This window comes from Vibrio sp. 1641 (genome assembly GCF_033339995.1).
GTDB classification, from domain to species: Bacteria; Pseudomonadota; Gammaproteobacteria; order Enterobacterales; family Vibrionaceae; genus Vibrio; species Vibrio alginolyticus.
Genome location: NZ_JAWOVP010000001.1, coordinates 800,595 through 821,092 on the forward strand (window position 1 = coordinate 800,595; position 20,498 = coordinate 821,092).

The following is a 20,498-nucleotide window of genomic DNA, read 5'->3' on the forward strand; positions in this document are numbered from 1 at the left end:
GTTACTTTTCGCTCGGGCGTTGCAGGTGCTCTGCAAGTACTTTCGTAAACCTTGCAGCTTCACCACCAGTACAAGCGCGATGATCAAACGTTACGGATAGCGGCATTGCTTTCACCGAAATTGCTTGACCATTTCTTATCACAACTCGGTCGAGTATTCGGCCCGCGCCGACAATAGCGACTTGTGGCGGTGTGACGACAGGTGTTGCGTAAATACCGGCAATCGCGCCGAAGTTGGAAAGCGTAATCGTTGCGTGCTGCAATTGCTCACGACCGATTTTTCTCTCTCTGATCCCTTCAACGGTTTGATCGAGCCAACGACGAACATCTTGTGGCTCGTATTCATCTGCGTGGCGCAAGACTGGTACGTACAATCCATGACGGCTATCTACTGCAATTCCTACATTGACCGTTGTGTGTACACAGCGTGTCATGGTTTCGGCATCAAACCAAGCGTTTAAAGCAGGCTCTTCTTGACACGCATGAACAATCGCTTGAACAAGGCGGATACTGATATCTTCGTTTGGCAGCCAATCTTCCAACAACGCTTCTTCCGTAATGGTTACGGCGGCAACATGTTCGTGCGACTCGGTCATAGACGATACCATGGTACGTCGAGCGCCTTTCAAAACTTCGGTGCCTGGACGCTGTTTTCCGGCTTCGTCGTAAATATCGGCATCTACGATAAGTCCGTTCGGGCCACTACCTGACACGAGGTTAAGATCTACCCCAAGTTTTTGTGCCAACAAGCGAGCCGAAGGCAGGGCGGTAACGAGGTTACTTTCTGTCGTGTTGTGGTTGCCACCAATCCAGAAATCATCAACGTTTACATGATGCGCTTGGTGAGAAACGCTGCCGACGACGGTTGCGGCGTCAGCAGTGGCTTTTTTCTCTGCCGTTACTTCTCTCCCGGCACCTGTTTCATCAATCTCTAGCAGTAATGCACCAATATTGACGATTTCACCTTCCTCACCATGACGGCTGACCACACGGCCAGAGTAGGGGGCAGGGACGTCGACCGTCGCTTTTGCTGTCTCGACAGTTAAGATCACTTGATCTAATTTAACCATGTCACCGACATTAACGTGCCATTTTACAATTTCTGATTCAGCGAGGCCTTCGCCGAGATCGGGTAAGTTAAACGTCTTCATTTCCAATCCTCCACGAGTTCGCGCGCTGCGGTCACAATGTCTTCTTTCTGAACCATGAAATAATCTTCGTTACGGTAATAAGGCATAATGGTGTCCATTCCAGTTACTCGTTTAGGTGGGGCTTTAAGTAAGCACATGGCGTGTTCAGCGGTTCGAGCTAATAGCTCAGATCCCACACCACAAGTTTTACTCGCTTCATGAACAACGAGTAAACGTCCAGTTTTTTCTAGTGAGCTGAAAATCGTCGCGGTATCAATTGGCTTAATACTCGCCAAATCAATCACCTCGACTTCAATTCCCTGACTAGACAAGGTTTGCGCGGCCTGAAGTGACTCTACGACGCATGCGCCCCAAGTAACGAGCGTGATATCTCGCCCCTTGCGTAAGGTGAAGCAGGTGTCGAGTGGGAGTGCTTCGCCGTTATCAACGACTTCAGATTTAACGGTGCGATATATGCGCTTCGGTTCGAAGAACATGACGGGATCATTGCTTCTAATTGCAGCGAGAAGTAAGCCGTATGCGCGTTGTGGAGAAGAAGGAATCACCACTTTAAATCCAGCAGTGTGAGCAAATAACGCTTCCACGCTTTCTGAGTGGTGTTCCGGAGCGTGGATACCGCCGCCAAATGGCGCACGGAAAACCGCGGGACAAGTGAGCCGACCGCGAGTTCTGTTACGCATTCGAGCCGCGTGGCACATTAAGTGCTCCATCGCAGGAAAAACGAAACCTTGAAACTGAAATTCGGCGACAGGTCGTAATCCTTGCGTTGCCATACCGACCGCAACCCCGCCGATTAAGGCTTCAGCGAGTGGCGTATCGATGACTCGTTTAAGACCAAACTCTTGCTTGAGTCCAACAGTGGCACGAAATACACCACCATTATCGCCCACGTCTTCACCTAATACGACAACATTGGGGTCTTGTTGCATTTCGTGGTGCAGGGCAAGGTTTACTGCTTCAACCAACGTTAGCTCAGCCATGTCTGCCTCCCTGCATTCTCATTGCCTTGTTGATGAGTTCATCTCTTTGTGCATGAAGCTCTTGAGGTAGCGATTCATACAAATAATCGAAACCGGTTTCTGGTGCTTGTGGCGGTAAGCTCAGATAGCGTTCAACAGCTAACTCTACTTGCTCTTTACAGTAATCTAGCCATTGCTGTTCTTGTTCGTCGCTCCAAGCGCCTTGATTAAGGAGGTACGTTTTAAGACGTGCGATAGGTTCGTATTGCCATGCAGTTTGAACATCATCTTCTTTACGATAACGAGTCGCATCATCGGCCGTAGTGTGGTCACTCAGTCGGTAACTCACCGCTTCGATGAGTGTTGCGCCTTTCCCTTTTCTTGCTCTCTCAAGGGCGGTTTTAGTTGCATCATAAACGGCGACGACATCGTTACCATCGACAGTAATACCCGGTATACCTGCACCTTGCGCTTTTTCTGATAAGAAATCGGCGGCACATTGGAGACTACGCGGCACTGAAATTGCCCACTGGTTATTGTTTACGACGAAAACAAGTGGAATATTCCAAGTACCTGCGCAGTTTATTGACTCAAGAAAGTCCCCTTTGGATGTACCACCATCGCCGCACATGACTAGCGCAGCTTCATGGTTACCTTGAATTTTTAGTGCGGAAGCCACCCCGACAGCATGCGTACATTGCGTCGCTATGGGTACACAGTAGGGAAGGTCTCGGCTAGGAACCGGACTGCCTTCAGGAGCAAAATCACTCCCGCGCTCATCGCCACCCCAGTATTGAAGGTTCTTTTCCATGCCAATGCCACGACACCACATCGCAGGCATATCGCGGTAGTAAGGAACAAACACATCATCGGCTTTAAGTGCTCTGCCGACCGCAATGCCTATGGCTTCCGCGCCTAAGTGTGAGGGATAGGTCCCTAGCTTACCGGTGCGTTGCAAGGCAACTGCTTTGTTGTCGTAAGTGCGAGTTAATACCATATCTCGGTAAAACCCGACCAATGTTTCAGTGTCAGCCCAGTTGGGTAGTTGGCCGACTAGGTCCCCACGATGGTCGATAAACCGATGCATGGGTAATGCCTGAACGTTCATCTCAAGCTCCTTTTGACGCTGCGGGTCTTTTGGACTGCAGCTGTTCATACAAAACCAGAGTTTGTATGGGTACTCAAACTCTGATATCAGCGCAAAGGCCATACCTAAGGTTGCGTGTGCTTTCGATAGCGGTAGGCATCTGTTCGTCCCTTAAACTATTTGTCGATAACATCGCTGCGACTATTTCACCGCAAGATACAGAGAAAGGCTTTTCTGTATCTAACCCTCTAACTAAATCGTGGTATAGCCAGATACAATAAGTGTAAACAAATTGTTAAATTATGCTTCATTTTGACTTTCGCTCAGTAGTAAAGTTTTGCTTACACCCTGATTTTGCAGAGTAATATGCTGCTATTTTGTTGGTGGTATTTTTAAACTCGAATTTAATTACTGGTTAATGAAACATATTTGCAACAAAATTTGGCTGTAAAATTTGACAAAGTGAGTCATTATTAATGAATCAACTCAAACAGTTGCTATATGATGAATTGCAAATTTTTGTTGTGCTCGAAGCCTCGACCTTATGAGAATGCATAACTTCTTCCCAACTGAGTGGAATCAAGGTAGGGTGACGGCATTACAAATGTATACCCTCGGCAGTCCTTGAGCTTATCCAAAGTAGGTGGTGCTCAAGCGGAAGTGATTATGGAGAAGTTATGTACCACGCTCATGTTTATTTTCCCCTAAGAGAACAAGATAAAGCGCAAGCCTTGAACGAGATCATCCGTCAAGAGCGTCAAGATGTGCTGCGTGTGTTTCCATTAGTTGGAAGGTTAGTTGGCCCACACAAGATGCCGATGTTTGAAATTCACCTAGAATCATTGAGTGAAGAGTTCTTGGCGTGGCTTGATACGATTCGAGGCGATTTTTCTGTGCTTATTCACCCAGTAAGCGAAGAAGAGTTGCTCGATCACACAGAACGCGCGATTTGGTTGGGCAGAGAGATTGGTGTATTTGAAGAAAAGTTAGAGAAATAGTTGCTCTTCTCGCCCATGCATGACCGCTTTGAATCCTTCTCTTCTCATTGCGGTCGCAGCTTCTGCTTAACGCCTCATCTTCATTGATGGGTGCGGAATCCCTCTCTTACGCTTTGCTGTAGTTATTTTTGTGCTAAACCTAAAAGTAGAGTAGGCTTTCGAACTTCACGCACAAAGCGTGAAAATGTTGCTGTTTAGCATGCCATTAAATGAATTTTGGTGGTAATAAAATAATAAGTCTTTGATAAATCAAATAGGTATAGCAGGGAAGTGCAGTTTACGACCCCAACGCCATTGGCAGTGGCGCCGATAATTTATGAGGGGGAAGGGTATGTTTTCAATACTCTTGGTTATACTTGCACTCTATATATTTTGGCTGTTGTTTCGCAACGGGCCTGCGTTTGCCGGGCGTACCGCTCAAAAAAAACGTGACTGGGTTGGGCCTACCGCCAACAAAGAAGAGTGGCGAGGATTTTGTACGGATGTATTTCAGCCGTTCAGTTCTCAAACGACTTTCTACGCCATTGCTTATTTTGCCAATTACGTAGCAGCAGCGAACGCAATATCTTGGTCAACGATATACGAAGGCGATTATCCGGTCATCATAAGCCGATTTGGTAGCTACTTCATTTTAAGCACGCATGATGCACTGGTCGTAGCTGGGTTTATTGCGCTTGCTTTCTTTATCATTAATTGGCAACTTGCCATGCGTTGCTCTGGTATTCTTAGCCAGTATCTAGTGCGGATTCTTATTATTAATCAAAAGCGCTTTGTCGCGATTAGCTTGGTGTTTTGCAGCTACTTTTCGTACCTACTGACGCTTGGTATATTCTGGCTGTTCCATGATGGGTATTCAATCTGGCATGGATTAATGCTTAGCCCTGTGTTCCTATTGTTAGCTTTATTGGTAGCGGTTGTTGTGCCATCTGCAAAAAGAGAAAATAGTGTACCTAAGTAATCCCGAGATGGTTTGTTCAGCGGGAATAGTTTGGCTTGTAGACTAGGTAGTGATGTAAAGGACTAGCGAGTCTAAATCACGAAGTGGCAACAAAGTATACGAGCCGAGATCTTTACTTCATCAGGTATTTTTGGGGCGTTTACTTAAGCAAGGTAGGCTGCACTTTTAACTCGATCAGATTATCACGTTCTGGTTTAGCCTTATCGAATGACAAAATAAAGCTGCAATTCGATAACCCTAGACAAGATGATATGTCTTCGTAAAAGGGTGAAGTGTTCGTACTGGGAACTTAGAATTAAAAAACGCGGCCAAAGAATAGCCGCGTTTATTAGAATAAGAGATTTAACTTTCTGTCACAGGTTCAGAGGCTTGTTCAGCGCTTGAATCCACAGCTTTTACAAGTAGTAGACCAACACCTCCGACGATGGCACCACATAGAATAAACACTAAGCGCCCCCATACTGGGTTAGGTAACAGAGCCATAAACATGACACCTATACCTGCGACCGCGATAAGTTTACCCAGCATTTGACGTTGCTTGTTATCGAGTTTTCTCTGTGCCACTGATTCTGCTACAAGAGGCGTTGATAGGTTTTCAAAGAACTTATCGACATCTGCTTGGCGTTTGTCAGTTAGAGGCTTGTAGAATAGAGTCGACAACATGAAGAAGCCACCAGTTAGCGTCATGTGTCCGATTAGACCTATTGCTACTTTCACATCAGACCATTCTCGGCTAGTCAACTCCTCAAGGCCAAACGCCGATGACACCATATCAGCTGTGATAACAAACCCAACAAGGTAGGAAACGATGCCACCCACGACTAGAGTTCCCCAACCGGCCCAGTCTGGAGTTTTCTTGATAAAGAAGCCTAAAAACGCTGGAATTGTCATTGGGAACCCGATGAGCGCACCAACGTACATCATAGTGTCGAATAGACTCAGACCTTTTAGAGAGTTTATAAACTGCGCGATTAGAATAATTGCAACGCCAAATACCGCCGATGTTGCTTTAGAAACTGCGACTAGCTCTTTCTCTGATGCTTGGCCTTTACGAACGATCGGTTCATAAAAGTTCTTTACGAAAATACCTGAATTGCGGTTAAGACCAGAGTCCATAGAGGACATCGTAGCAGCAAACATTGCAGCGACCAGAAGTCCAACCATACCTGCTGGCATGTATTCTTGAACGAAGTATAGGTACGCGAAGTCGCCTGCTTTGTTACCAGCATCTGGATAAGCTGCCGCTAAATCAACACCTTGGCCTGCAATATACCAAGAAGGCATGAACCAAATGAAAACTCCACCCAGCATCAATACACATGCTAGCAAAGCTGCTTTTTTTGCATTTTTAGAGTCTTTTGCAGCTAGGTAACGGTAAGAGTTCAACATATTGTTTGTAATAGAGAACTGCTTAACGAAGATAAAGAACGCCCAAATACTAAAGATGCTTAAGTAGTTCAGGTTGTTACCTGCAACAAAGCTCCCACTTTCTGCGACTGGGAAGTTAGAGATAATTTCAGTAACGCCACCACCTTGAACAATAGCAACGGCTGCACATGTGATCGTTACCGCCATGATGATGACCATTTGCATGAAATCGGAGGCGATAACCGCCCAAGAGCCGCCAGTTACCGACATCGCAAGTACAACTAAACCGGTAATCCAGATGGTTGCTGTCATATCAAAACCAAAAATACCTGAAGCTATAATAGCGAGGGCGTTAAGCCATACACCTGCAGAGACAACACTGTTTGGCATCGAAGACCAAGTAAATACTTGTTCGTTTGTTGTACCAAAACGCATACGAATGGCTTCTATGACAGTTACGACGCGTAACTGACGAAATTTCGGTGCAAAGTAAGCGAAGTTCATGAAGTAACCAAACGCGTTTGCAAGGAAAATAATAGCGACAGCAAAACCATCATTGTAGGCTTTACCAGCGGCGCCAGTAAATGTCCAAGCAGAGAATTGAGTCATAAACGCCGTTGCTCCAACCATCCACCAAAGCATGTTGCCGCCACCTCGGAAGTAGTCGCTTGTAGTACTAGTAAAAGTTCTGAACATCCAACCTATTGCGATTAAGAATAGAAAATAGATGCCCACAATGAGAGTATTGAGTTCCATCTTTAGACCTTTGAAGTAGTTTATTGTCCTAAGTAATAGTAACGTTCGCTTCTCTTATTTGTAGTACAATAACTCAAAATCGTGACCAGTAAGGCGTAATAAACCCTTTAATTAATCATACAAGTGATCGGTGTCAGATATTGCTTTTCTCTGAAGCTGCTAAAAGTGCCGAGTTTAGGCATGGGTTCTATGAATATATTTATAGAGAGTCTTAAGTCCTCTAATAAGAATGGACGCGGATTTATGCATATCTAGGGCAGAGGTGTATAACATCGATTAATGTAGGATTGTTAAAAAAAAAGCCCATGCAAGCCTGTATTGCATGGGCTAAACGGTACTAGTACCGCGAGCTGTCGGCTGAAGTTCGCAATAGCGGCTTTACATGATTACTAAATATTGCAGATGACGTTCGAGGGGACATCACCTGAATTCGGTTGTTTATGTAACGCTGCTAGATCTTCGACAATCATTGCGCACATGCAATGCTAAGCTCTCTAAAATGTAGTTATGATATGGAGCAACTAATCAGTTTACACTCGCTCTGATGTTGGCAAGTGACAATGGCTATTCGCTGCATTTTGCTAACGTCGCCTTCATTAATGATATTGTATTATTAATGAAGGTAAATACTGATGATACCAAATTGTGACAGAGAACATGTTTAGCAAATAGGCCTGTGATCTGGATGATTACAGGCTAAGCCGGTAAAGGGGCCCGACTGTCGCTTTTGTCTTAGGTGCGATACGGGTTTGTTGAACTAATAGTAACTCTGCAGTTGCAATTGCATCTGCAAGTGCATTATGGCCGTTGTAAGCGGGTAACCCGTAACGTTCCCTTGTCGCTGCTAGAGTAACATCTGATTCATCGGAAGCATTGATAGCTCTTTGTAACCTTTTTTCTATTCGCAAGGTGTCTATCCAAATGAGCGGCAACTCTTTTATGTTGAAAACTCGCTGTAAATATTGATTAATAAAGCTAGTTTCGACTATACATCCGTGCGCAACAATAACTTTGTTTTCTGCTGCTTTAAAGAATGTCCGCATTGCTTCATGAATAGAGATTCCATCAGTCAGCATTTGTTGGGTAATATGGTTAACAACTATGGTTTCGGGCTTAATTTTTGAGTCGCTATGTACATAAAGGTGTTGACTTGTTGCTAAGTCAATATGGCCTTGTCGAATCTCTACCCAGCCCATGGAAAGAATGACTTCTTCCTCACTGTCTAAGCCAGTTGTTTCAAGATCAAGAACGATGAACTCAGTGTCAAAAGCCCGTTGATTTACGTCCAGATTTGGCGAGCGAAGCAGCTTTTTAAGATAAAGAGGGATGTGCTTCTTTTTACAGTGCTTTTGTCTCTGACGATTTTTTCGTGTCAATGGATGAAAGTACTCAAGTAAGCGCTTCATTATCGGCTCCCAAAACGGAGTTTGGCGACTTCTTGTAGATCTGCAATGATGCGGAACGCGTCTTTTAAATGTTGACGTTCAAAACTACCGAACGTATTGGGGTCAATGTGGTTATTTGGCTCATCTCCACTTTTTAATGCTTCTAATTGATGGGCAAATCGAAACGACAAGATGAATTGATATGCGTTGATTATATTTTTGTACGCGTCATGGCTGAGCAGTCCTTTTTCGTTAGCTGCTTTAAAACGCTCATCAGTTGCAGTGAGGTCACATTCAACTGCCAGACCATAAATCCTTGCAAGATCAATGATTAGATTAATCGCGTATTTTTTTACGTCGAGCGTTTTCTTGTTCTCTCCCGATTTTTGTAATACTAGGCTATTGAATATTCCTAGCGGTGGGTTTGTTTTCACCGCATCGTTAACTAACATCGTAAGGAATTCTCTATTAGCGTTGATGTTAGAGTGAAGCTCATCGCGAAGTATCTGTTCAAAGTCTTTGTTTCCATAAACGGTTCGGATTTCTAAAAAGACACTGATATTGAGGAGGCGCTCGTATTCAGGATTTGCCACCCATTTCTTATAGTACTTTTTCCAAACAGAGAGAGGCTGGCACCATTTAGGGGTCGCTGCCATAAACTTCCCTGGACACAATGGATAGTTACATTTATTCAGGCCATTACTTACTATCATTGCTAAATGTTTGAAGTAGATACGGTCGTTATCTGTTGCCGAATCATCTAATACGATGGCGCTATCTTGATCTGACAGCATATGTACTTCTTGGCGAGCATGAGAGCCTGCCACAATCCAAGAGAAGTCACAGGGAGGTGTTCCCAACTTATCAATGGCTATTTGTATTAACCTACGAGTGTACGCATCCATAATCATGGTCATCACTTTACCAATGATTTCTGGTGAAACCCGTCCTTCGACTAATGCTTCAAAAATAGCTTGGCGCTCAGACGTAAAACTAGACAAAGCTTTGACACTGCCAGCATATTTGATCTTTTCAATTAAAAATATTGCTTGGACTCGATGGTTTTGAACCAAGTGCGTTGTTGTCAAAACGCCAACGACGTTATTGTCTCTGACTAGGGGTAAATTTCTTATGTTGTGCTGCATCATAATGGAGGCTGCGTGCAGAACTAAATCGTCAGGATGAATTGTTTTAGGATCAGGCGACATGACTTCGACGACTGGTGTTGAGATGCTTAATCCTTTGGCGATGACTCGCTTTGTCATATCTCGGTCGGTAATCAGTCCAACTATTTTATTATCACGATAAACGACAGCGCAGGGAGAGCACTTATCGATCATCTCGTTGGCGACTGACTGAATGGATTGCTCAGCGGTTACAATTGCAACTCGACCACTAGCAACTTCCTCTACACGCCGAATAAACAACCCTTTTTCTTTGTTAGACCACACGACATCTAATGCTGACTTTAGCCGTACCTGAGCTTGTGATGCAAAATGTTCAGCACATTCAGGATGAGAAGTGCACAACTTTTTCAGCGCAGCATTTGGAATTACATAAACTAATGAATTTTCGATTGCAATTGCTTTGTATTCTTTCCCGCTTTCGACTTCGTTACCAAGAAAAGTGAAGCCAAACAAATCTTCCGGACCAAGTTTAGCTCTCAATATGCCATCAGATTTACGCTGTTCGATAGAGCCAGTTCTAATAATATAAAGTGACTTTTCGTTCTTAGAAGAACATTGATCAACAACATCCCCCTTGCTTAAATAAGTGATCTTAACAGATGAAGCAAGCTCGCGAAGTGCACCTTTAGGTACCTTGTCAAACGGATCAATCTGGCTGATAAACTGTATGATATTTGGCAGTAGCGAGTCGGTCATAACACAACCTCTCAAAATACATTTGTATTACTATATATCAAAGTGTTGATGGTGTGCCATAAAGAGTTGGAGGAAACGAAATTAAAAAAGCACGCGAGATGCGTGCTTTTGCCTAGTTATTAGATCGCCCAAGCCCTAAGCTCAACTGGCTTCGGGTAAGCGATGTTTTGACTCCAACAAGTGGTTAGCCGAAGCTTGACGCGCTTTTTCAGCATTGCCTGCCATTATTGCTTCATAAATCTCACGATGTTCTTCGATGCACGTATTGCCTTCCTCAGATGAGTGAGCAATAAAGTTAATGAACATTGTAGTCAGAACATGCCCAAACGGTAAGAAAAAGTCGTTTCCGGTTGAGTTAAAAATAATGCTATGGAAACGAATATCTACATCCATCCAGCGCGCTTTGTCCAGTTCGTCTGCTTTAGCGACTTCCAACATATCTTGGAATGCTTCTGATAGCTGAATTCGCTGTTCCGCAGTGGCATTTTTCGCTGCGAGTGCACAAGCTTCAGGTTCTATCGCGCGTCGTAACCCCAAAAATTGATGACAGAACTGATCTATCTCTGTTAGACCGTCCATCCATTCAATTAATTGTGGGTCTAAAAAGTTCCAGTACGCTCGGTTGATGACTCGAGTACCAACTTTTGGACGTGACTCGAGTAAACCTTTTGATGTTAAAAGTTTTACGGCTTCACGCAAAGCTGTGCGACTGATACCAAACTGTTCACACAGGGACATTTCTCCTGGAAGAATGGACCCTTGAGGGATCTTGCCTGACAAAATGCTACGAGCAATTTCGCGAGCTACTTGTACATGTAAGCTGCGCTTGGAACCGGAGATAGAATGAAATTCACCAGACATAAAATCACTTATCGTTAAAATTGTATTATTTAAGCTTGGACTATATCATCCAAAGTGTAGCTCACCAAGAAGATGTTTACGTAATAACAGTTGTCTTCACAAATCCATTTTGAATCTCCGACTGCTTTATGAAGCCTTCATGATTATGACACTTAGCGTATAACAGATGAGGCCACCGATTCTTACATCATTCCTTATTTATTTGTTAGCTCAATATGTTAGTTAACTCTAGTCGCGCCTACTTATTGTACTCACTGATTTTCAATACACAGCACACAATTTGAATAGAAGGTCAGGTTTCTTGTTAAATAAAGTGATATTGTATTATTATATCCTAAAGATCGGTGTGTATGATGTTACTACTCGACCATTCAATATTGAGTTTGGCCAATATACCTCGCGAGTAAAAATCATATTCATAAGATCGTTAGATTTTAGACGCTAAATAACAGTGCTTTACATTTACACAGAAAGTCTCCGCCTTCAAAGCGTGTTTCATTTGGCCTTTTCTAATTATTAGCTAAACAAGTCGTTTAGGCTGCTGGCAATGAGGAATATAGATGGCAGAGTTTTCACTTCTCGGGAATTCAAATCACAAGATACATGTACAAGTAGCAAGACAGATTTCTCGCAAAATATTGTCAGGAGAATTAAGTCAAAATGAGAAGCTCCCGAGTGAAATAGAACTGTGTAAGTTGTTTGGTGTTAGTCGGACAGCACTACGAGAGTCGACGAAGTTGCTGTCTGCTAAAGGCTTAATTATCTCTAAACCAAAAGTTGGAACTACGGTACTACCAAGAAACTATTGGCATTTTCTTGACCCTCAACTCTTAGAGTGGATCCAAGATTTAGAAGATACTAAGCCGTTTCTATCTCAGTTTTTAGGATTGCGTAAAGCCATAGAACCAGAGGCGTGTGCGCTGGCAGCCCAAAATGCCAATGCTGAGCAAAGAAAGCTGTTGTCAATTGTATTTCAAAGAATGACGATGGCAGCACGATGTCACGATTATGATGAGTGGATTGCTAACGATCATTTGTTTCATCAAACGATATTCCTTTGTACCGATAATCAATTCTACGTTCCCTTCAGCAATATACTCTCGACCATATTTAAGGTGTTTATTGACAAGTCAGTTGAAGGAGGGAGGTTCTGCCTTAATGAGCACCGTGCAATTTATGATGCAATTATGGTCGGAAACTCATTTCAAGCTCGTTTAGCCTCTCAAACGCTGTTAAATGATGAGAATCAGAGGCTTTCCGACGCCGTGAATAGTTAAGAGCTTGCGTACATTTTTATTGACTAAAAAGAGTTTTCTGTCGTTTCTTTTTGTCATGAACTTTGCCTAATGACAGAGCTCTTTAGTTTAAACGTTTAACCTCATTACAAAGGTTTGCTAATGTTTTCCCAACCATATATAAAGAAAAACTTATCTCTTGCTTGGCCGCTTGCTCTTAATGCTTTGTTGATGCAATCAATGCTTATGATTGATACGCTGCTTGTTACGCCATTAGGTGAAGTTTCACTTGCTGCTATGGGGATTGCTACAACAATAGTTTCTTTTGTTTTAGGTATCCAAATGGCTCTAGCAAATGGGTCTCAATTGGTACTTAGCCGTGCCGTAGGCTCTGGTCATTATCTATCGTTAAATAAAGGTTTCTGGGCAGCTTTAGTTATCAACGTTCTAGTCGCATCCTTATTCTGGCTGTTGATTACTGTCTTTGATGAAGCGTTAATCAGTAAGTTGACGGATAACGTTGATCTCTATGCGGAGACAAAATGCTACCTTGCAATTGCTAAGTTCATCCTCATATTCAATGCCATTACTCAGGTTATGATTGCGGTGTTCAATGCGCTTGGACGGACCAAAGTTCCATTTAAAGGCTATTTGATTGAATTGCCAGTCAACGTGGCGATGTCTTATGTTCTGATTCACGGCCTGACTAATTTTGAAGGTATTGGCGTTCAAGGCGCCGCGGCGGGTAGTTTGGTTGCTATTAGTATTCGGCTGTTATATTTAACCATGTGCATTAAGCTTGATGATTCTATCATCTTGTCTATTAAGAAGCTTGATGCGTCATTGAAAAGCAATATACATAAGCATTTTAAAGAGATTTTCCCCGTCGCGGCGAACGTCACAATGTTACAAACTGGCGCAACGATATACATGTTGCTGTACTCGCAACTGACCTTAAATGCTTATGTCGCTATGACTATCGTGATGCCTTGGATCAAAGCGGGTACTCAGTTCATTACTGCTTGGGCGCATTCATCGGCAATCACGATTAGCCAAGCAATTGGATCAAGAAAAATGGATGAGCTGCGTAACAATGTCGATATTAGTATTGATATGGCCGTGATGATCTCGTTCGTTTCAGCATTTTTCTTTTTTGCACTTAGTTTCGTTCTTCCTGATTTGTATCCCGACTTAGACCCGAGTACTTACAAAGCGTTATCCGCGATTGCTCCACTTTACATACTGCTACCGATAGTACGTGGCTATAACACCGTTCATGGTCATATTTTGAGAGCGTTAGGTAAAACAACGGAGGTGTTTAAGATTAACTTTACCGGTCAGTGGGTAATCTCAATACCGTTATGTGCTTTGATGATTTTATACTTGGACCTTTCAGTGTTTTGGGTGTTTGCAATCATGCCGTTTGAAGAAATTGTTAAGGCATGGCCATTTAGGCATTTAGCACGTAAGTCTCTGAAAGATTTCGATATTAATAAGGCAGACAAGCTAATGTACGATTGATCCTATGACTTTCGGATTAGGTCGAAAAGATTCGTAGATGCTATGGACTAAAGAGGAGTATGTATAGCTTATCATTTTGGGGTTTATCGAGTTTATAAATTGTGATCAATAGAGCACATCATAACTTCTTTCCTCGAATCATTCCTTTGCAAACCTTATTATATGTATGACAATATTACATATAATAAGGTTTGAACATGAAACTCAATCTACTCGTAGCCGCAATGGCTGTTACCTTACCAACTCTTGCTATCGCTTCTGATTTAAATAATGGCGTTGATTATCCAGTCCCTGCCGATAAATTTGATATGCGAAACTGGAAGATCACTATTCCTTCCGATATCAATGAAGACGGAAAAGTGGACGAAATCGAGGGTGTGGCGATGCTGAGTTATTCACACAAAGACTTCTTCTTCTTGAACGAAGAAGGCAACTTGGTGTTTGAAGTGCAGAATAAAGCGGTAACGACAAAAAACTCGAAGAATGCTCGCTCTGAACTACGTGAAATGCCTCGTGGCGCTGACTTTTCTATTCAAACCGATGATTTAGCAAACCATTGGGCTTTATCGAGCCACCCTCAGGCTGCTAAACACAGTCGCGTAGGTGGAACGTTGGAAGCGACCTTGAAAGTGAACCATGTTTCTGAACACGCCAAATTTCCAGAAAAAGGGCCTGCTCATTCTGTTGTTGTCGGTCAAATCCACGCGAAAAAAATTGATGCAAGAATAAAAGAGGGTAAAGGTTATGGACATGGAAATGAACCCATTAAAATCTTCTATAAAAAATTCCCAGAACACAAAATGGGCTCTGTATTTTGGAACTACGAGCGTAACCTAGCGAAGGAAGATCCAAATCGTATTGATATTGCATATCCAGTATGGGGAAATACTTGGGATAACCTTGAAGAACCAGGCCAAGCAGGTATCGCTCTTGGTGAAGAGTTCAGCTACAAGATAGAAGTTCAAGGAACTATGATGAACTTGACGTTTGAAACAGAACGCCACGAGACAGTGACTTATTCCATAGATCTCAGTAAGGGGATTGATAGTAAGGACTTTGAGCATGGCTACGCAGAAGACATGTTCTATTTTAAAGCAGGAGCTTATGGTCAATGTAGCGTCAGTGAGTCTCACCCTGTGTGGGGTACAGGATGTGCGGGCACCGGTGATTTTTCAGTCGACAAGAAAAACGGTGACTATAACAGCGTGACATTTTCTAAGCTCAAGCTAAATCAAAATTGAAACTAATAGAAAACTAAGAGCTACTCGATTTCTACTTAAGCCTCATCGATTTGATGAAGCTTTTGTTTTCAGTGGAATTCTTTAAAAGGTAAGAAACAAGATAGAGCAAGCAATCACTGGGACTGGCTTGAATTTAGAGTATTGTGTTGAATTTTGTTCTTCTGAAGAGGTAAAAAAATAAAGCCAGGCTCGAAAGCCTGGCCTAGTATCAAGTGCTACAAAATAACACTAGAGTTGCTTTGAATCGATGTTATCGAAATATGCTTTTGTTGAAGCACCACTTGTGTCCCCTACGTAAATAGTTAGCTGTGATGGTGTATTCGTTGCGTCTAAGCCTGTTTCGGACTGACTTGGCGCATCAACCGTTTTTCCATTAATAGAAACGTTAATCTCATCACCATCCCAAGCTAGGGACATTGAGTTCCAAGCGTCAGTCGTAATAGTGCCTATTTCTACGTCATCTGATCCTGCTTCGGCTTCAACTTTACCACTGCCCGAAATTCTCAATTCGTAGTAACGATCTGAGTTGTTTTTACCTGAGCCAACATTAATGTATGTAGTTTTTTCGTTGTCTGACGGAATGTAAACATCGAATGACACGCTACCGTTTGATGTTGCTCCGTTTGAAAACTCGCGCGTAACGTATGGTTTGTTGGTCGTATCTGTGTCGGATATTAGCAGAGAGTTAGCGCCGCTCTTTGATACGTCATCACTTACTACAGCCACGGACGTCAAGGTGGAGGAGTCATCAGCAACCGTATTGTATTCTTTCCAACTAGAGTTTGCTGAACTGATATTTGTTCCTACTCGGTATGAGTCAAAGTTTTCACTCACGTCTTCTGACGGTTTATCAGGATTAGAACTTCCGTCTGAAATGACAACCGCTTCGCTTGATGCACTGTTGTAAATTGTCGCGAGGTCTAAGCCTGGAATGTAGTTGTCAAAATCCTCTTCTAGAACCAACACTTCAGAGCCCGAATCACTAGAGTAAATCTTCAAGTTGTCTGCATTTAATTCAAAGTTTGTAGTGTTGCCATTATCACCTAGTCTCAGTGATACATAGGTTACAGCGGTGCCATCAGCGACAGGTAACATTTCACCTATTTGTTTACCGTTAACCGAAAAAGAGAAGAAGTTTTCTATCCAACTGACTTCTATCGCGAGGTTTTCACCTAACTCAAACGTGTCGCCTGTTTCCGTCAAGTTTCCACTTGCATCGCGGTATTTGATTTTGCCGTTTTCAAATGCCACTTCGCCATGCAAGTTGGAATTCGAGGTTTTTGCTGCATAAAATGAGATGTAAGCATTGTCACCAGAACCGTCGGCTTCCTGTTCTGTTTCTTCATGATGCTGGTAAGTTAGATCTACAGTTAGTCGGCCTGTTGAAATTTCTGAAACACTCGTTGAATCAGACAGCTTGATTCGTAACTCACCGGTGTCTTCTTCTGTTCCACCTTTATTGGTATCCAAAATTTGTACGACGTTGTTATCGCCAGCGTCATTATTTGCCGCTGCAACTGCATCTTTCACCGCATCGTTTTCTGATTCATCGTTACCGGTGAAGTTTCCGTCATTTGTTCCTGAGATGGTTAACATGCCGTTTGAAACTTCATAAGTCCCTGTTAACTCGGTAGGGTTACCTAGATCGCTCTCGTCATAAAGGTTGAATGTAAGCGTCTCTGTATCTTTATCTTCGGTATAAGTTGAAGTGTAGATTGTGTAAGTACCGAAGTTATCATCATCGTTATAATACTTTTGCGTACCGTCTTCAAAGACATAGACGTTTGGCAGGTCGTGCTCATCATCGGATTTCGCCACAGTGGCTGGTGTTGAAATATCCCACATACCTTGGCTCAACTCAGACTCAGTTTCTGTTGGTGGGGGAGCCGATGGTGCATCCCTTAAATCAGTGTTACATCCGGTTAACAAACCTGTGGAAATAGCAATTGCTGCTGCAATTTTTGTTACTTGCATGGTAGGTACTCACTTCTATGTGTTTTTATTTATGTAATATTGTTAGACAAATAATTTCTGTCATCTAGATGGTTTTATCAATAGAATGATCCGACTCACACTAGATACAATGATTGCTCACTGAAGTGATGAATAAGTCACACAAAATAGTTGAATATCAACATCAATAAGAGCTGAACCTTTATGAGGTTGACAGCTTTCTTTATAGAGGAACAGCAAAAACTAAAGGTGATTTAGCAAGGGAATTTTGATTTCATGTCAAGATTTTTTGACTTTAAGTCATTGAAGTTATTGTTGTTTATGTTTTTTTAATCTTCTTCTTTATCATATGAAACGAGTTAAAACATTTCTCTGTAAGTGATGTCTACAAAGGTCGTTTTAGAATCAGACATAGCTAACACTTTTGAATATATAATAATACAAATTGTCAGTTAAGGGGCACTTACATGATTAATATCACAGAACTCTCATGATGAATTAACTAGTATTTGTCATACATTAATTCAATAGTGTTGAATCAAATCCAGGGATTTAAGTGGTATCCCAAAAAATATATACAGAGAGATATAATCATGAAAGCAGTTACAACAATGTCCCTATTCGTTGCTTCCACATTAATGGCGGGAGCGGTTTCCGCAGCAACTTTAGACTATCGCGCAGAATATAAGCATGAGAGTGAAACTTATGCCCAACGTATCAAAATTAGTGGTAGTTCTAAAATTAACGATCAGACCAAACTGAACTTTGGTGTTGAACAAAAATTCCATAGTTACGACAACTCGCATTTTTGGGATCAACTCGTTGCTGGTGATTCTGAGTTTGATTGGGGAGTTCGCTACCAAATAAATAAACAATGGTTTATCCAACCAGGGATGCCTATTACTTTTGGTGATGATGACGAAAAAACCACTTATAAACCACAAGTTCGTGTTGGTTACAAATCCTCTTTTGGCTTAAGTACCGCTTTACGTTACCGACACGAATTTCAAGTTTATTCAGATGGTGCAGGTAACAAAACACTAACGGATGGTACTTCGGTAAGCGTTGCTGGGAAAACAGTTGAACAAGGTAAGTGGACACTGACAGGCTCTTACGATATGCGTCAGTTTGATAACGAGTACCTTGATAACGTCAAGCTGAGCTATGAGATCAACTACAACAAAAACTATGACGAAGTGCGTTTATCTGATTGGAAAGATTCTGAGTGGGATGCTGGCTTAATTGTTGGTTACCAAATGGGAGATTTCCGTCCTTACTTTGAATTGTGGAATGTCAAAGGTAAGGACGGTTCAACCACGGATGACCGCCAATTGAGAACACGCCTTGGCCTTAAATACAGCTTTTAACCCGAGTGTTATTGCTTAATTGTTGTTACAGCAAAAGAGCTGTTAATTCATTTTTATATTGTAGGTGTTAGATTACATGAAGCATATTTTCTTCAAAAGCTTGTTAGCTTCTTCTATTTTACTTGCTGTGGGCTGTAATAGTACGGCGACCATGGTAGATCCATTTCCAAACAACCAAGAAACTGGTGCTGATATTCTGACTCCCGTTACGATAACGGCGAGTAGTCATGATGGTAATGTTCCAGAGCAGTTGTTTGACCAAGATATTATGACACGTTGGTCAGCAAATGGTGATGGTGAGTGGGCGATGTTGGATTACGGCTCGGTTTATGAGTTCGACGCAATTCAAGCCTCGTTCAGCAAAGGTAACGAACGCGTCAGCAAATTTGATGTTCAGTTTAGTACAGATGGTGAAAACTGGGTGACGGTTATTGCGGGTGCGCAAAGCTCTGGTCGCGCGCTTGGCTTAGAGCGCTTCCAGTTTGAGCCTGCAGTAAAAGCACGCTATGTTCGTTACGTTGGCCACGGTAATAGCAAAAACCAATGGAACTCAGTTACTGAGTTAGCTGCAGTTAATTGCGGAATTAATGCCTGTCCGGCAAGTCACATCATTACTGATGACGTTGTTAACGCTGAAGCGGCTATGATTGCGCAAATGAAAGCGGAGCAAAAGGCACAAAAGGATTTACTCAAAAAGAATCGTAAAGGCGACTTTGGGGCACCAATCGTCCGTCCTTGTGAAACGACTGTGACGTGTGATCTTTCTAAAGCGATGCCTTACCCTACGTTACCGAAAGAGCCACTCGCTACAAATGCACCGGGTGAAAACTTTGACTTAACACGTTGGAAACTGACGACACCTTTCGACCATGACAAAGATGGTCGTGCTGATGATATTGATGAGTGGGACTTGGCTAACGGCTTCCAACACTCTGATATATTCTACACAGCAGATGATGGCGGAATGGTATTCAAGAGCTATGTGAAAGGCGCTCGAACTTCTGAAAACACTAAATACGCGCGAACTGAGTTACGTACCATGCTTCGTGCTGGTGATAAGTCTTACAGCACAAAGGGTGTAAATCCTAATAACTGGGTATTCAGTTCTGCACCAGTTGAAGATCAAAAAGAAGCGGGTGGTGTAGACGGTACGCTTGAAGCTACTCTGAAGATTGACCACGCAACCACAACGGGTCAGTCGCATGAAGTTGGCCGCTTTATTATCGGCCAGATTCATGACAAAGATGATGAGCCAATTCGTCTTTATTATCGTAAGCTACCAGACCAACCAACAGGTACAGTTTACTTTGCTCACGAAAAAACCAAAACTGGAACAGAGGATTACTACAGCTTAGTGGGTGATATGACTGGTGAAATCGGTGACGATGGCATCGCGCTAGGTGAAAAATTCAGCTACATCATTGATGTGAAAGGCAACACAATGACAGTTACGGTAAAACGTGATGGTAAAGATGATGTTGTTCAAGTCGTAGATATGAGTGACAGTGGCTATGACGAAGGTGGCAGGTATATGTACTTTAAAGCCGGTGTCTATAACCAGAATATGTACGGTAATCCAGATGATTACGCACAAGCTACTTTCTATAAATTAAAACAATCTTTTGGTAAGTACCAAGGCTAGTTCTATCACTTATAGTTGATTGAAGTCCTTTGCCCTCAGCTTTGTAGCTGAGGGCTTTTTTTCTATAGAAGAATAAAACAGCTCAAATATTATTTTAATTGACATAGATAAATTAATTTAAAAATTTATCACCA

General features: G+C 42.5%; 16 protein-coding genes. 8 read left to right on the forward strand and 8 right to left on the reverse strand.

Annotated features, from left to right (window positions below; genetic code table 11):
- Window position 1: 1 nt before the first annotated feature.
- The 3 genes from R7Z47_RS03540 to pdhA are packed head-to-tail and all read right to left on the reverse strand — an operon-like array spanning window position 2 to window position 3,217.
- The gene (locus R7Z47_RS03540; RefSeq protein ID WP_005375831.1) at window positions 2–1,150 is read right to left on the reverse strand and encodes a dihydrolipoamide acetyltransferase family protein; all 1,149 of its coding nucleotides are present in this window, start codon (window positions 1,148–1,150) and stop codon (window positions 2–4) included.
- Complete coding sequence (locus R7Z47_RS03545; RefSeq protein ID WP_042521051.1) at window positions 1,147–2,130, reverse strand: alpha-ketoacid dehydrogenase subunit beta; 984 nt, start codon at window positions 2,128–2,130, stop codon at window positions 1,147–1,149. The genes R7Z47_RS03540 and R7Z47_RS03545 overlap by 4 nt, the downstream gene beginning before the upstream one ends.
- The gene (gene pdhA, locus R7Z47_RS03550; protein ID WP_025998586.1) at window positions 2,123–3,217 is read right to left on the reverse strand and encodes a pyruvate dehydrogenase (acetyl-transferring) E1 component subunit alpha; all 1,095 of its coding nucleotides are present in this window, start codon (window positions 3,215–3,217) and stop codon (window positions 2,123–2,125) included. Before pdhA ends, R7Z47_RS03545 begins: the two co-directional genes overlap by 8 nt.
- Before the next feature lie 65 nt (window positions 3,218–3,282).
- Here pdhA and R7Z47_RS03555 point away from each other — a divergent pair, with 65 nt between their 5' ends.
- The 3 genes from R7Z47_RS03555 (at window position 3,283) to R7Z47_RS03565 (ending at window position 5,152) form a co-directional block, all read left to right on the forward strand.
- On the forward strand, window positions 3,283–3,477 hold the full coding sequence (locus tag R7Z47_RS03555; protein WP_127891143.1) for a hypothetical protein: 195 nt from the start codon (window positions 3,283–3,285) through the stop codon (window positions 3,475–3,477).
- A 396-nt stretch (window positions 3,478–3,873) separates the two neighbouring features.
- Window positions 3,874–4,194, forward strand: a complete 321-nt coding sequence (locus R7Z47_RS03560; protein ID WP_005375836.1) for a DOPA 4,5-dioxygenase family protein — start codon at window positions 3,874–3,876, stop codon at window positions 4,192–4,194.
- 331 nt (window positions 4,195–4,525) lie between these two features.
- Window positions 4,526–5,152 carry a hypothetical protein gene (locus tag R7Z47_RS03565; RefSeq protein WP_154203902.1) on the forward strand — a complete coding sequence of 209 codons (627 nt, stop codon included), beginning with the start codon at window positions 4,526–4,528 and terminating at the stop codon, window positions 5,150–5,152.
- A gap of 342 nt (window positions 5,153–5,494) precedes the next feature.
- On the opposite strand, the gene R7Z47_RS03570 is transcribed toward R7Z47_RS03565, so the two are convergent.
- The 4 genes from R7Z47_RS03570 to R7Z47_RS03585 form a co-directional block, all read right to left on the reverse strand.
- Window positions 5,495–7,276, reverse strand: coding sequence for a sodium:solute symporter family transporter (locus tag R7Z47_RS03570; RefSeq protein WP_031781211.1), 1,782 nt, complete (start codon window positions 7,274–7,276; stop codon window positions 5,495–5,497).
- A 689-nt stretch (window positions 7,277–7,965) separates the two neighbouring features.
- A complete protein-coding gene (locus R7Z47_RS03575; protein WP_262606499.1) occupies window positions 7,966–8,682 on the reverse strand; it encodes a 3'-5' exonuclease in 717 nt (238 codons plus the stop codon).
- On the reverse strand, window positions 8,682–10,544 hold the full coding sequence (locus tag R7Z47_RS03580) for a putative nucleotidyltransferase substrate binding domain-containing protein (protein WP_033906975.1): 1,863 nt from the start codon (window positions 10,542–10,544) through the stop codon (window positions 8,682–8,684). Before R7Z47_RS03580 ends, R7Z47_RS03575 begins: the two co-directional genes overlap by 1 nt.
- A 141-nt stretch (window positions 10,545–10,685) precedes the next feature.
- Window positions 10,686–11,405 (reverse strand): FadR/GntR family transcriptional regulator, encoded by a 720-nt coding sequence (locus R7Z47_RS03585; RefSeq protein ID WP_005388529.1) that lies wholly within the window; start codon window positions 11,403–11,405, stop codon window positions 10,686–10,688.
- 560 nt (window positions 11,406–11,965) lie between these two features.
- Here R7Z47_RS03585 and R7Z47_RS03590 point away from each other — a divergent pair.
- The 3 genes from R7Z47_RS03590 to R7Z47_RS03600 all read left to right on the forward strand — a co-directional run bounded on the left by R7Z47_RS03590 (window position 11,966) and on the right by R7Z47_RS03600 (window position 15,402).
- On the forward strand, window positions 11,966–12,682 hold the full coding sequence (locus tag R7Z47_RS03590; RefSeq protein ID WP_017634231.1) for a FadR/GntR family transcriptional regulator: 717 nt from the start codon (window positions 11,966–11,968) through the stop codon (window positions 12,680–12,682).
- Window positions 12,683–12,871: 189 nt separating this feature from the next.
- Entirely contained in the window at window positions 12,872–14,161 is a 1,290-nt protein-coding gene (locus R7Z47_RS03595; protein ID WP_411913050.1) for an MATE family efflux transporter, read from the forward strand.
- A 197-nt stretch (window positions 14,162–14,358) separates the two neighbouring features.
- Complete coding sequence (locus tag R7Z47_RS03600; protein WP_054578992.1) at window positions 14,359–15,402, forward strand: polysaccharide lyase family 7 protein; 1,044 nt, start codon at window positions 14,359–14,361, stop codon at window positions 15,400–15,402.
- 228 nt (window positions 15,403–15,630) lie between these two features.
- On the opposite strand, the gene R7Z47_RS03605 is transcribed toward R7Z47_RS03600, so the two are convergent.
- On the reverse strand, window positions 15,631–17,376 hold the full coding sequence (locus R7Z47_RS03605) for a hypothetical protein (RefSeq protein ID WP_213867773.1): 1,746 nt from the start codon (window positions 17,374–17,376) through the stop codon (window positions 15,631–15,633).
- A gap of 572 nt (window positions 17,377–17,948) precedes the next feature.
- Here R7Z47_RS03605 and R7Z47_RS03610 point away from each other — a divergent pair.
- Window positions 17,949–18,722 (forward strand): oligogalacturonate-specific porin KdgM family protein, encoded by a 774-nt coding sequence (locus tag R7Z47_RS03610; protein ID WP_017634227.1) that lies wholly within the window; start codon window positions 17,949–17,951, stop codon window positions 18,720–18,722.
- A 76-nt stretch (window positions 18,723–18,798) separates the two neighbouring features.
- Complete coding sequence (locus tag R7Z47_RS03615) at window positions 18,799–20,364, forward strand: polysaccharide lyase family 7 protein (RefSeq protein WP_213867772.1); 1,566 nt, start codon at window positions 18,799–18,801, stop codon at window positions 20,362–20,364.
- Window positions 20,365–20,498: the final 134 nt, after the last annotated feature.